General features: G+C 52.2%; 9 protein-coding genes. All 9 read left to right on the plus strand.

Going from position 1 to position 13,431, the window contains the following annotated elements; all coding sequences use genetic code 11:
- Nucleotides 1-1,104: elongation factor Tu (gene tuf / locus BM427_RS24545; protein WP_090127209.1), on the plus strand; the 1,104-nt coding region annotated here is incomplete at its 5' end.
- Nucleotides 1,105-1,332: 228 nt separating this feature from the next.
- The gene (gene secE, locus BM427_RS24555; RefSeq protein ID WP_003033128.1) at nucleotides 1,333-1,716 is read left to right on the plus strand and encodes a preprotein translocase subunit SecE; all 384 of its coding nucleotides are present in this window, start codon (nucleotides 1,333-1,335) and stop codon (nucleotides 1,714-1,716) included.
- Between the two features lies 1 nt (nucleotide 1,717).
- Nucleotides 1,718-2,263, plus strand: a complete 546-nt coding sequence (gene nusG / locus BM427_RS24560; RefSeq protein WP_006816549.1) for a transcription termination/antitermination protein NusG — start codon at nucleotides 1,718-1,720, stop codon at nucleotides 2,261-2,263.
- Nucleotides 2,264-2,403: 140 nt separating this feature from the next.
- Nucleotides 2,404-2,832: a 50S ribosomal protein L11 gene (rplK, locus tag BM427_RS24565; RefSeq protein WP_090127120.1), complete on the plus strand. Its 429-nt coding sequence runs from the start codon at nucleotides 2,404-2,406 to the stop codon at nucleotides 2,830-2,832.
- A 3-nt stretch (nucleotides 2,833-2,835) separates the two neighbouring features.
- Nucleotides 2,836-3,540, plus strand: a complete 705-nt coding sequence (gene rplA, locus BM427_RS24570; RefSeq protein WP_090127122.1) for a 50S ribosomal protein L1 — start codon at nucleotides 2,836-2,838, stop codon at nucleotides 3,538-3,540.
- A 297-nt stretch (nucleotides 3,541-3,837) separates the two neighbouring features.
- On the plus strand, nucleotides 3,838-4,335 hold the full coding sequence (rplJ, locus tag BM427_RS24580; RefSeq protein ID WP_035890288.1) for a 50S ribosomal protein L10: 498 nt from the start codon (nucleotides 3,838-3,840) through the stop codon (nucleotides 4,333-4,335).
- A gap of 66 nt (nucleotides 4,336-4,401) precedes the next feature.
- Complete coding sequence (rplL, locus tag BM427_RS24585; protein WP_090127124.1) at nucleotides 4,402-4,770, plus strand: 50S ribosomal protein L7/L12; 369 nt, start codon at nucleotides 4,402-4,404, stop codon at nucleotides 4,768-4,770.
- A 322-nt stretch (nucleotides 4,771-5,092) separates the two neighbouring features.
- On the plus strand, nucleotides 5,093-9,121 hold the full coding sequence (gene rpoB, locus BM427_RS24590) for a DNA-directed RNA polymerase subunit beta (RefSeq protein WP_090127126.1): 4,029 nt from the start codon (nucleotides 5,093-5,095) through the stop codon (nucleotides 9,119-9,121).
- 76 nt (nucleotides 9,122-9,197) lie between these two features.
- Nucleotides 9,198-13,421, plus strand: coding sequence for a DNA-directed RNA polymerase subunit beta' (gene rpoC, locus BM427_RS24595; RefSeq protein ID WP_090127128.1), 4,224 nt, complete (start codon nucleotides 9,198-9,200; stop codon nucleotides 13,419-13,421).
- The last annotated feature ends 10 nt before the right edge of the window (nucleotides 13,422-13,431 follow it).

Below are 13,431 nucleotides of genomic sequence, written 5' to 3' on the forward strand. Positions count from 1 at the left end.
CTGACTGCTGCAATCACTACCGTTCTGGCAAAAACCTACGGTGGTTCTGCTCGCGCATTCGACCAGATCGATAACGCGCCGGAAGAAAAAGCTCGTGGTATCACCATCAACACATCTCACGTTGAATATGACACCCCGAGTCGCCACTACGCGCACGTAGACTGCCCGGGGCACGCCGACTATGTTAAAAACATGATCACCGGTGCTGCGCAGATGGATGGCGCGATCCTGGTTGTTGCTGCGACTGACGGCCCGATGCCGCAGACCCGTGAGCACATCCTGCTGGGTCGTCAGGTAGGCGTTCCGTACATCATCGTGTTCCTGAACAAATGTGACATGGTTGATGACGAAGAGCTGCTGGAACTGGTTGAGATGGAAGTTCGTGAACTGCTGTCTCAGTACGATTTCCCGGGCGACGACACGCCGATCGTTCGTGGTTCTGCTCTGAAAGCGCTGGAAGGCGAAGCAGAGTGGGAAGCGAAAATCATTGAACTGGCTGGCTTCCTGGATACCTACATTCCGGAACCGGAACGTGCGATTGACAAGCCGTTCCTGCTGCCGATCGAAGACGTATTCTCCATCTCCGGTCGTGGTACCGTTGTTACCGGTCGTGTAGAGCGCGGTATCATCAAAGTGGGTGAAGAAGTTGAAATCGTTGGTATCAAAGATACCGCGAAATCCACCTGTACTGGTGTTGAAATGTTCCGCAAACTGCTGGACGAAGGCCGTGCGGGTGAGAACGTCGGTGTTCTGCTGCGTGGTATCAAACGTGAAGAAATCGAACGTGGTCAGGTACTGGCTAAGCCGGGTTCTATCAAGCCGCACACCAAATTCGAATCTGAAGTTTATATCCTGTCCAAAGACGAAGGCGGCCGTCACACTCCGTTCTTCAAAGGCTACCGTCCGCAGTTCTACTTCCGTACAACTGACGTGACAGGCACCATCGAACTGCCGGAAGGCGTAGAGATGGTAATGCCGGGCGACAACATCAAAATGGTTGTTACCCTGATTCACCCGATTGCGATGGACGATGGTCTGCGTTTCGCAATCCGTGAAGGCGGCCGTACCGTTGGCGCGGGCGTTGTAGCAAAAGTTCTCAGCTAATCGCTGATAACATTTGACGCAATGCGCAAGAAGAGGGCATCATTTGATGCCCTTTTTGTACGCTTTCGAACCAGAACCTGGCTCATCAGTGATTTTTTTTGTCATAATCATTGCTGAGACAGGCTCTGTTGAGGGCGTTAGTCCGAATCTCGCCAGAGCATTTCGGTTTGGTTGCCTCGCTTATGCGGGGCAAAAATGTTTGTCTGAATTCTTGTGACAGGTTGGTTTATGAGTGCGAATACCGAAGCTCAAGGGAGCGGGCGCGGCCTGGAAGCGATGAAGTGGGTTGTTGTTGCAGTACTGCTGCTCGTGGCTATCGTTGGCAACTATCTTTATCGTGACATGATGCTGCCACTCCGCGCGCTGGCAGTTGTTATTTTAATTGCTGCAGCAGGTGGTGTCGCGCTGTTGACGACGAAGGGTAAAGCGACTGTTGCATTTGCCCGTGAAGCGAGAACCGAAGTCCGTAAAGTGATTTGGCCTACTCGTCAGGAAACGTTGCACACCACATTGATCGTGGCTGCGGTAACCGCAGTCATGTCACTGATCCTGTGGGGACTGGATGGTATTCTGGTTCGCCTGGTTTCCTTTATCACTGGCCTGAGGTTCTGAGATGTCTGAAGCTCCTAAAAAGCGCTGGTACGTCGTTCAGGCGTTTTCCGGTTTTGAAGGCCGCGTAGCAACATCGCTGCGTGAGCATATCAAATTACACAACATGGAAGAGTTGTTTGGCGAAGTTATGGTTCCAACCGAAGAAGTGGTTGAAATCCGTGGCGGCCAACGTCGCAAAAGTGAACGTAAATTCTTCCCGGGCTACGTGCTTGTCCAGATGGTGATGAATGATGCCAGCTGGCACCTGGTACGCAGCGTTCCGCGCGTTATGGGCTTCATCGGTGGTACGTCCGATCGTCCCGCGCCGATTAGCGATAAAGAAGTTGATGCGATTATGAATCGCCTTCAGCAGGTGGGTGATAAGCCGCGTCCGAAAACGTTGTTTGAACCGGGCGAAATGGTCCGTGTTAGTGACGGTCCGTTCGCTGACTTTAACGGCGTGGTTGAGGAAGTGGACTACGAGAAGTCCCGTCTGAAAGTTTCCGTTTCTATCTTTGGTCGTGCGACCCCGGTTGAGCTGGATTTCAGCCAGGTAGAAAAAGCTTAATTTTTCGGCGGTAAAACGTTGCGCAAGGCGCGAAATTGACATACAATTTCGCGCCTTTTGTTTTTACGGGCGATATGCGCGTAAAACATATTTAACACGGGAAGCCTTTCGGGGCGCTATACCCAAACGAGGAAATTTCAATGGCTAAGAAAGTCCAGGCCTACGTCAAGCTGCAAGTTGCAGCTGGCATGGCAAACCCGAGCCCGCCAGTCGGTCCGGCTCTGGGTCAGCAGGGTGTTAACATCATGGAATTCTGTAAAGCGTTCAACGCCAAAACAGAATCCCTGGAAAAAGGTCTGCCAATTCCGGTAGTTATTACCGTTTACGCTGACCGTTCCTTCACTTTCGTTACCAAAACGCCTCCGGCAGCAGTTCTGCTGAAGAAAGCGGCTGGTATCAAGTCTGGTTCCGGCAAGCCGAACAAAGACAAAGTGGGCACAATCTCCCGCGCTCAGCTGCAGGAAATTGCTCAGACTAAAGCCGCGGACATGACCGGTGCTGACATTGAAGCGATGACTCGCTCAATCGAAGGTACTGCGCGTTCCATGGGCCTGGTAGTGGAGGATTAAGAAATGGCTAAACTGACCAAGCGCATGCGCGTGATCCGTGACAAAGTTGATGCAACCAAACAGTACGACATCAACGAAGCCATTGCTCTGCTGAAAGAGCTGGCCACTGCTAAATTCGTAGAAAGCGTTGACGTTGCCGTTAACCTCGGTATTGATGCGCGTAAATCTGACCAGAACGTTCGTGGTGCAACTGTACTGCCGCACGGTACTGGCCGTTCAGTTCGCGTTGCCGTATTTACCCAGGGCCCGAACGCTGAGGCTGCTAAAGCGGCTGGCGCAGAGCTGGTAGGTATGGAAGATCTGGCTGACCAGATCAAAAAAGGCGAAATGAACTTTGACGTTGTTATTGCTTCTCCGGATGCAATGCGCGTTGTTGGCCAGTTGGGCCAGGTTCTGGGGCCGCGTGGCCTGATGCCGAACCCGAAAGTTGGTACTGTAACTCCGAACGTCGCTGAAGCAGTTAAAAACGCTAAAGCTGGCCAGATTCGTTACCGTAACGACAAAAACGGCATCATCCATACCACCATCGGTAAAGTGAACTTTGACGCTGATAAACTGAAGGAAAACCTGGAAGCTCTGCTGGTTGCGCTGAAAAAAGCAAAACCGACTCAGGCGAAAGGCGTGTACATCAAGAAAATTAGCATCTCCACCACCATGGGTGCTGGTGTTGCGGTAGACCAGGCAGGTCTGAGCGCAGTAGCGAGCTAAGATTCGCCTTTACGTGGGTGGTGAATTTGTCTACAATCTTACCCCCACGATTTGTTAGCGTAAGCTAGCAAGAAAAGATTTGTTCGTTGGAGCCTGGCCTATCCAGGCCTCCGTCGAAGACCGCAGGTGTTTCGTAAGAAGCTTAATTCCCTGCGTAGACGGTGACAGAACCTAAAGATTATTTTTAAAGTACTCTTTGGCTTGTTTCTGCTCACCGTATTAAGACGCTCTTTTCTTTGAGAAGAGTGAAGTGAGTTCCAGGGCATGAGCCCTGGCAAACATCCAGGAGCAAAGCTAATGGCTTTAAATCTTCAAGACAAACAAGCGATTGTTGCTGAAGTCAGCGAAGTAGCCAAAGGCGCGCTGTCTGCGGTTGTTGCGGATTCCCGTGGCGTGACCGTAGATAAAATGACCGAACTGCGTAAAGCAGGTCGCGAAGCTGGCGTTTACATGCGTGTTGTTCGTAACACCCTGTTGCGCCGTGCTGTTGAAGGTACCTCTTTTGAGTGCCTGAAAGACGCGTTTGTTGGTCCGACCCTGATTGCATACTCTATGGAACACCCGGGCGCTGCTGCTCGTCTGTTCAAAGAGTTCGCGAAAGCGAATGCAAAATTTGAGGTCAAAGCCGCTGCCTTTGAAGGTGAGTTGATCCCGGCGTCCCAGATCGATCGCCTGGCAACTCTGCCGACCTACGAAGAAGCAATTGCACGCCTGATGGCAACCATGAAAGAAGCCTCTGCTGGCAAACTGGTTCGTACTCTGGCTGCTGTACGCGATGCGAAAGAAGCTGCTTAATCGCAGTTTTCTTTATAAAGCATTTGCTTACGTATAAACTTATTCTGATATTCAGGAACAATTTAAATGTCTATCACTAAAGATCAAATCATTGAAGCAGTTGCCGCTATGTCCGTAATGGACGTTGTAGAACTGATTTCTGCAATGGAAGAAAAATTCGGTGTTTCTGCTGCTGCTGCTGTAGCTGTTGCTGCTGGCCCGGCTGCTGAAGCTGCTGAAGAGAAAACTGAATTCGACGTTGTTCTGAAAGCCGTTGGCGCTAACAAAGTTGCTGTTATCAAAGCAGTACGTGGCGCAACTGGCCTGGGTCTGAAAGAAGCTAAAGACCTGGTAGAATCTGCTCCGGCCGCTCTGAAAGAAGGCGTGAGCAAAGATGACGCTGAAGCTCTGAAAAAATCTCTGGAAGAAGCTGGCGCTGAAGTTGAAGTTAAATAAGCCAACCCTTCCGGTTGCAGCCTGAGTAATCAGGCTGATGGCTGGTGACTTTTTGGTCACCAGCCTTTTTGCGCTGTAGAAGGTACCGGTAGCGTTTCACACTGTTTGACTACCAGTAGCCTTTACAATGCTTGTTTCTATCGACGACTTAATATACTGCGACAGGAGCTCGCTTCTGTGTAAATCGCAATGAAATGATTTAAGCGTGATAGCAACAAGCATTGCGGGAAGTGCTCCACTTTCCGGTCAAAAAAATAGTGTTGCATAAACTGTCCTTTCGACGGGCAGAGTGGGTCGACTTGTCAGCGAGCTGAGGAACCCTATGGTTTACTCCTATACCGAGAAAAAACGTATTCGTAAGGATTTTGGTAAACGTCCACAAGTTCTGGATATTCCATATCTCCTTTCTATCCAGCTTGACTCGTTCCAGAAGTTTATCGAGCAAGATCCTGAGGGGCAATACGGTCTGGAAGCTGCATTCCGCTCCGTGTTCCCGATTAAGAGCTACAGCGGCCATTCGGAACTGCAATACGTCAGCTACCGTCTTGGCGAACCTGTTTTTGACGTTAAAGAGTGCCAGATTCGTGGCGTAACATATTCCGCGCCACTGCGCGTGAAACTACGTTTGGTGATCTACGAGCGTGAAGCGCCGGAAGGCACTGTCAAAGACATTAAAGAACAAGAAGTTTACATGGGCGAAATTCCGCTCATGACCGACAACGGCACCTTTGTTATCAACGGTACTGAGCGTGTTATCGTTTCTCAGCTCCACCGTAGCCCGGGCGTCTTCTTTGACAGCGATAAGGGTAAAACTCACTCATCTGGTAAGGTGCTTTATAACGCACGTATCATTCCTTACCGTGGGTCCTGGCTGGATTTTGAATTCGATCCGAAAGATAACCTGTTCGTTCGTATTGACCGTCGCCGTAAGCTGCCAGCTACCATTATCCTGCGCGCACTGAGCTACACCACTGAGCAGATCCTTGACCTGTTCTTTGAAAAAGTGGTCTTTGAGATTCGCGACAACAAGTTGCAAATGGAACTGGTGCCGGAACGTCTGCGCGGCGAAACAGCGTCCTTCGACATTGAAGCGAACGGCAAAATGTATGTTGAGAAAGGCCGCCGTATTACCGCGCGCCATATCCGTCAGTTGGAAAAAGACGAGATTCAACATATCGAAGTTCCGGTTGAGTACATCGCGGGTAAAGTGGCGTCTAAAGACTATATCGACGAATCCACTGGCGAACTGATCTGCCCGGCGAATATGGAACTGTCGCTTGATCTGCTGGCGAAGCTGAGCCAGGCGGGCCACAAACGTATCGAAACGCTGTTCACCAATGATCTGGACCACGGTCCGTACATCTCTGAGACTGTGCGCGTTGACCCGACCAACGATCGACTGAGTGCGCTGGTAGAGATCTACCGTATGATGCGCCCGGGTGAACCGCCGACTCGTGAAGCGGCTGAAAGCCTGTTCGAGAACCTGTTCTTCTCTGAAGACCGCTACGATCTGTCTGCGGTTGGTCGCATGAAGTTCAACCGTTCTCTGCTGCGCGACACCATCGAAGGTTCCGGTATCCTGAGCAAAGAAGACATCATCGAAGTGATGAAAAAGCTCATCGGTATCCGTAACGGTATTGGTGAAGTGGATGATATCGACCACCTCGGCAACCGTCGTATCCGCTCTGTTGGCGAAATGGCGGAAAACCAGTTCCGCGTTGGTCTGGTGCGTGTCGAACGTGCGGTGAAAGAGCGTCTGTCTCTGGGCGATCTGGATACCCTGATGCCTCAGGATATGATCAACGCCAAGCCGATCTCCGCAGCGGTGAAAGAGTTCTTCGGTTCCAGCCAGCTGTCGCAGTTTATGGACCAGAACAACCCGCTGTCTGAGATTACGCATAAACGTCGTATCTCTGCACTCGGCCCAGGCGGTCTGACCCGTGAGCGTGCGGGCTTCGAAGTTCGAGACGTTCACCCGACCCATTACGGTCGCGTATGTCCTATCGAAACGCCTGAAGGTCCGAACATCGGTCTGATCAACTCCCTGTCCGTGTATGCACAGACTAACGAATACGGCTTCCTCGAAACGCCGTACCGTAAAGTCACTGACGGCGTGGTAACTGACGAGATACATTACCTTTCCGCAATTGAAGAAGGTAACTATGTCATCGCTCAGGCGAACACCAACCTGACGGAAGAAGGTCGTTTTGTAGACGATCTGGTGACCTGCCGCAGCAAAGGCGAATCCAGCCTCTTCAGTGCAGACCAGGTTGACTATATGGACGTTTCCACCCAGCAGGTAGTTTCCGTCGGTGCGTCCCTGATCCCGTTCCTGGAACACGATGACGCCAACCGTGCATTGATGGGTGCGAACATGCAACGTCAGGCGGTTCCGACTCTGCGTGCTGATAAGCCGCTGGTTGGTACCGGTATGGAACGTGCTGTTGCCGTTGACTCCGGTGTAACCGCAGTGGCGAAACGTGGCGGTACCGTTCAGTACGTGGATGCTTCCCGTATCGTTATCAAAGTTAACGAAGACGAGATGTACCCTGGCGAAGCAGGTATCGACATCTATAACCTGACCAAATATACCCGTTCTAACCAGAACACCTGCATCAACCAGATGCCGTGTGTTTATCTGGGTGAGCCTATTGAGCGCGGCGACGTGCTGGCAGACGGCCCGTCCACCGACCTTGGTGAACTGGCACTCGGCCAGAACATGCGCGTAGCGTTCATGCCGTGGAACGGTTACAACTTCGAAGACTCCATCCTCGTCTCCGAACGCGTTGTTCAGGAAGATCGTTTTACAACGATCCACATTCAGGAACTCCAGTGCGTGTCTCGTGACACCAAGCTGGGGCCGGAAGAGATCACCGCTGACATCCCGAACGTGGGTGAAGCTGCGCTCTCTAAACTGGATGAATCCGGTATCGTTTATATCGGTGCGGAAGTGACCGGCGGCGACATTCTGGTTGGTAAAGTGACGCCGAAAGGCGAAACTCAACTGACGCCAGAAGAGAAACTGCTGCGCGCGATCTTCGGTGAGAAAGCGTCTGATGTTAAAGACTCTTCCTTGCGCGTGCCGAACGGTGTTTCCGGTACTGTTATCGACGTTCAGGTCTTTACCCGCGATGGTGTGGAAAAAGACAAACGAGCGCTGGAAATCGAAGAGATGCAGCTGAAGCAGGCGAAGAAAGATCTGTCTGAAGAACTGCAGATCCTCGAAGCTGGCCTGTTTAGCCGTATTCATACCGTGCTGGTTTCCGGCGGTGTTGAAGCTGAGAAGCTCGACAAACTGCCGCGTGACCGCTGGCTGGAACTTGGCCTGACCGACGAAGCGAAACAAAATCAGCTGGAGCAACTGGCTGAGCAGTACGACGAACTGAAGCACGAGTTCGAGAAAAAACTCGAAGCGAAACGCCGTAAAATCACTCAAGGCGACGATCTGGCACCTGGCGTGCTGAAGATTGTTAAGGTCTATCTGGCTGTTAAACGTCAGATCCAGCCTGGTGATAAGATGGCAGGTCGTCACGGTAACAAAGGGGTTATTTCTAAGATCAACCCGATCGAAGATATGCCTTACGATGAAAACGGCACACCGGTAGACATCGTACTGAACCCGCTGGGCGTACCGTCTCGTATGAACATCGGTCAGATCCTCGAAACCCACCTGGGGATGGCTGCAAAAGGTATTGGCGACAAGATTAACGCCATGCTGAAACAGCAGCAGGAAGTCGCGAAACTGCGCGAATTCATCCAGCGTGCATACGATCTGGGCGCTGACGTTCGTCAGAAAGTTGACCTGAATACCTTCAGTGATGAAGAAGTTCTGCGTCTGGCTGAAAACCTGCGCAAAGGCATGCCGATCGCAACGCCGGTATTTGACGGTGCGAAAGAGTCCGAAATCAAGGAACTGTTACAGCTGGGTGGCCTGCCGACTTCCGGTCAGATCACCCTGTTCGACGGTCGTACCGGTGAGCAATTCGAGCGCCAGGTTACCGTCGGCTATATGTACATGCTGAAACTGAACCACCTGGTTGATGACAAGATGCATGCGCGTTCCACCGGTTCTTACAGCCTGGTTACTCAGCAGCCGCTGGGTGGTAAGGCACAGTTCGGTGGTCAGCGCTTCGGTGAGATGGAAGTATGGGCACTGGAAGCATATGGTGCCGCTTACACCCTGCAAGAAATGCTTACCGTTAAGTCTGATGACGTAAATGGTCGTACCAAGATGTATAAAAACATCGTGGACGGCAACCATCAGATGGAACCAGGTATGCCGGAGTCCTTCAACGTGTTGTTGAAAGAGATCCGTTCTCTGGGTATCAACATCGAACTGGAAGACGAGTAATTCTCGCTCAAACAGGTCACCGCTGTCGGGGTAATACCCGGCAGCGGAATGTGCTAACTCCGACGGGAGCCAATCCGTGAAAGACTTATTAAAGTTTCTGAAAGCGCAAACTAAAACCGAAGAGTTTGATGCGATCAAGATTGCTCTGGCTTCGCCAGACATGATCCGTTCCTGGTCTTTCGGTGAAGTGAAAAAGCCGGAAACCATTAACTACCGTACGTTCAAACCTGAGCGTGACGGTCTTTTCTGCGCCCGTATCTTTGGGCCGGTAAAAGACTACGAGTGCCTGTGCGGTAAGTACAAGCGCCTGAAACACCGTGGTGTGATCTGTGAGAAGTGCGGCGTTGAAGTGACCCAGACGAAAGTGCGCCGTGAGCGTATGGGCCACATCGAGCTGGCGTCTCCGACCGCGCACATCTGGTTCCTGAAATCCCTGCCGTCCCGTATCGGCCTGCTGCTGGATATGCCGCTGCGCGATATCGAACGTGTTCTGTACTTCGAATCCTATGTGGTTATCGAAGGCGGTATGACTAATCTGGAACGTAATCAGATCCTGACCGAAGAACAGTATCTGGACGCGCTGGAAGAGTTCGGTGACGAATTCGACGCAAAAATGGGTGCCGAAGCTATCCAGGCCCTGCTGAAAAGCATGGATCTGGAGCAAGAGTGCGAACAGCTGCGCGAAGAGCTGAACGAAACTAACTCCGAAACCAAACGTAAGAAACTGACCAAGCGTATCAAACTGCTGGAAGCCTTCGTACAGTCTGGTAACAAACCGGAATGGATGATTCTGACCGTTCTGCCAGTGCTGCCACCGGATCTGCGTCCGCTGGTTCCGCTGGATGGTGGTCGTTTCGCTACGTCGGATCTGAACGATCTGTACCGTCGCGTGATCAACCGTAACAACCGTCTGAAACGTCTGCTGGACCTGGCGGCGCCGGACATCATCGTACGCAACGAAAAACGTATGCTGCAGGAAGCGGTTGACGCCCTGCTGGATAACGGCCGTCGCGGTCGTGCGATCACCGGTTCCAACAAACGTCCGCTGAAATCTTTGGCCGATATGATCAAAGGTAAACAGGGTCGTTTCCGTCAGAACCTGCTCGGTAAACGTGTTGACTACTCTGGTCGTTCTGTAATCACCGTAGGTCCATACCTGCGTCTGCATCAGTGCGGCCTGCCGAAGAAAATGGCACTGGAGCTGTTCAAACCGTTCATCTACGGCAAGCTGGAACTGCGTGGCCTTGCCACGACCATCAAAGCCGCGAAGAAAATGGTTGAGCGTGAAGAAGCTGTCGTTTGGGATATCCTGGACGAAGTTATCCGCGAACACCCGGTACTGCTGAACCGTGCACCAACCCTGCACCGTCTGGGTATCCAGGCATTTGAGCCCGTGCTGATCGAAGGTAAAGCTATCCAGCTGCACCCGCTGGTTTGTGCGGCATATAACGCCGACTTCGATGGTGACCAGATGGCTGTTCACGTACCGCTGACGCTGGAAGCCCAGCTCGAAGCGCGTGCGCTGATGATGTCTACTAACAACATCCTGTCTCCAGCGAACGGTGAACCTATCATCGTTCCTTCTCAGGACGTTGTATTGGGTCTGTACTACATGACCCGTGACTGTGTTAACGCCAAAGGCGAAGGCATGGTGCTGACTGGCCCGAAAGAAGCTGAGCGTATTTACCGCGCTGGCCTGGCCTCTCTGCATGCGCGCGTTAAAGTGCGTATCACTGAATATGAAAAAGATGAAAACGGCGAGTTCGTGGCGATTACCAGCATTAAAGACACGACCGTTGGCCGTGCCATTCTGTGGATGATCGTACCGAAAGGTCTGCCTTTCTCCATCGTTAACCAGGCGCTGGGCAAGAAAGCGATCTCCAAAATGCTGAACACCTGTTACCGCATTTTGGGCCTGAAGCCGACCGTTATCTTCGCTGACCAAACAATGTACACCGGCTTTGCTTATGCAGCGCGTTCAGGTGCATCTGTTGGTATTGATGACATGGTCATCCCAGAGAAGAAACACGAGATCATCTCTGAAGCGGAAGCAGAAGTTGCTGAAATCCAGGAGCAGTTCCAGTCTGGTCTGGTAACCGCTGGCGAACGCTACAACAAAGTTATTGATATCTGGGCAGCGGCGAACGATCGTGTATCCAAAGCGATGATGGACAACCTGCAAACTGAAACCGTTATTAACCGTGACGGCGTCGAAGAACAGCAAGTTTCCTTCAACAGCATCTACATGATGGCCGACTCCGGTGCGCGTGGTTCTGCAGCCCAGATTCGTCAGCTTGCTGGTATGCGTGGTCTGATGGCGAAGCCAGATGGCTCTATCATCGAAACGCCGATCACTGCGAACTTCCGTGAAGGTCTGAACGTACTCCAGTACTTCATCTCCACGCACGGTGCACGTAAAGGTCTGGCGGATACCGCACTGAAAACAGCGAACTCCGGTTATCTGACGCGTCGTCTGGTTGACGTTGCGCAGGATCTGGTTGTGACCGAAGACGATTGTGGCACCCTCGAAGGTATCACTATGACTCCGGTTATCGAGGGTGGTGATGTTAAAGAACCACTGCGCGATCGCGTACTGGGTCGTGTAACTGCGGAAGACATTCTGAAGCCGGGTACTGCGGACATTCTGGTTCCACGCAACACGCTGCTGCACGAACAGTGGTGTGACCTGCTGGAAGCGAACTCTGTTGACTCAGTGAAAGTACGTTCCGTTGTATCTTGTGACACCGACTTCGGTGTATGTGCGCACTGCTATGGTCGTGACCTGGCGCGTGGCCACATCATCAACAAAGGTGAAGCAATCGGCGTTATCGCGGCACAGTCCATCGGTGAGCCAGGTACACAGCTGACGATGCGTACGTTCCACATCGGTGGTGCGGCATCTCGTGCGGCTGCTGAATCCAGCATCCAGGTGAAAAACAAAGGTAGCATCAAGCTAAGCAACGCGAAGTCTGTTGTTAACTCCGCAGGCAAGCTGGTTGTGACCTCTCGTAACACCGAGCTGAAGTTGATCGACGAATTCGGTCGTACCAAAGAGAGCTATAAAGTGCCTTACGGTGCGGTTATGGCGAAAGGTGATGGCGAGCAGGTTACTGGCGGCGAAACCGTTGCAAACTGGGATCCACACACCATGCCGGTTATCACCGAAGTAAGTGGTTTCATCCGCTTCACTGACATGATCGACGGCCAGACCATCACTCGTCAGACCGACGAGCTGACCGGTCTGTCTTCTCTGGTGATTCTGGATTCCGCTGAACGTACTGCTGGTGGTAAAGATCTACGCCCAGCGCTGAAAATCGTTGATGCTCAGGGTAATGATGTTCTGATCCCGGGTACCGATATGCCTGCGCAGTACTTCCTGCCAGGTAAAGCGATTGTACAGTTGGAAGATGGCGTACAGATCAGCTCTGGTGACACCCTGGCGCGTATTCCTCAGGAATCCGGCGGTACCAAGGACATCACCGGTGGTCTGCCGCGCGTTGCGGATCTGTTCGAAGCACGTCGTCCGAAAGAACCGGCAATTCTGGCTGAAATCAGCGGTATCATTTCCTTCGGTAAAGAAACCAAAGGCAAACGTCGTCTGGTAATCACTCCGGTTGACGGTAGCGATCCGTACGAAGAGATGATACCGAAATGGCGTCAGCTCAACGTGTTTGAAGGTGAACGCGTAGAACGTGGTGACGTGGTTTCCGACGGTCCGGAAGCGCCGCATGACATTCTGCGTCTGCGTGGTGTTCATGCGGTAACCCGTTATATCGTGAACGAAGTGCAGGACGTTTATCGTCTTCAGGGCGTTAAGATCAACGATAAGCACATCGAAGTTATCGTTCGTCAGATGCTGCGTAAAGCCACCATCGTTAATGCAGGAAGCTCCGACTTCCTGGAAGGTGAGCAGGTTGAATACTCTCGCGTTAAGATCGCCAACCGCGATCTGGAAGCGAACGGCAAAATCAGTGCAACTTATGCACGCGATCTGCTGGGTATCACCAAAGCGTCTCTGGCAACCGAGTCCTTCATCTCCGCAGCATCGTTCCAGGAGACGACTCGTGTGCTTACCGAAGCAGCCGTTGCGGGCAAACGCGACGAACTGCGCGGTCTGAAAGAAAACGTCATCGTGGGTCGTTTGATCCCGGCCGGTACCGGTTATGCGTACCACCAGGATCGTATGCGCCGTCGTGCTGCTGGCGAATTGCCGGCAGTACCACAGGTCACCGCGGAAGATGCAACTGCGAGCCTGGCAGAACTGTTGAACGCAGGTCTGGGTGGTTCTGATAACGAGTAATCGTTACGCC

Origin of the sequence: Kosakonia arachidis (genome assembly GCF_900116535.1) — a bacterium.
GTDB lineage: Bacteria > Pseudomonadota > Gammaproteobacteria > Enterobacterales > Enterobacteriaceae > Kosakonia > Kosakonia arachidis.

What these genes read in the sequence shown, in the direction of transcription:
- secE (WP_003033128.1), top strand. Translation starts at nt 1,333, where the DNA reads ATGAGTGCGAATACCGAAGCTCAAGGGAGCGGGCGCGGCCTGGAAGCG.
- nusG (WP_006816549.1), top strand. Translation starts at nt 1,718, where the DNA reads ATGTCTGAAGCTCCTAAAAAGCGCTGGTACGTCGTTCAGGCGTTTTCC.
- rplK (WP_090127120.1), top strand. Translation starts at nt 2,404, where the DNA reads ATGGCTAAGAAAGTCCAGGCCTACGTCAAGCTGCAAGTTGCAGCTGGC.
- rplA (WP_090127122.1), top strand. Translation starts at nt 2,836, where the DNA reads ATGGCTAAACTGACCAAGCGCATGCGCGTGATCCGTGACAAAGTTGAT.
- rplJ (WP_035890288.1), top strand. Translation starts at nt 3,838, where the DNA reads ATGGCTTTAAATCTTCAAGACAAACAAGCGATTGTTGCTGAAGTCAGC.
- rplL (WP_090127124.1), top strand. Translation starts at nt 4,402, where the DNA reads ATGTCTATCACTAAAGATCAAATCATTGAAGCAGTTGCCGCTATGTCC.
- rpoB (WP_090127126.1), top strand. Translation starts at nt 5,093, where the DNA reads ATGGTTTACTCCTATACCGAGAAAAAACGTATTCGTAAGGATTTTGGT.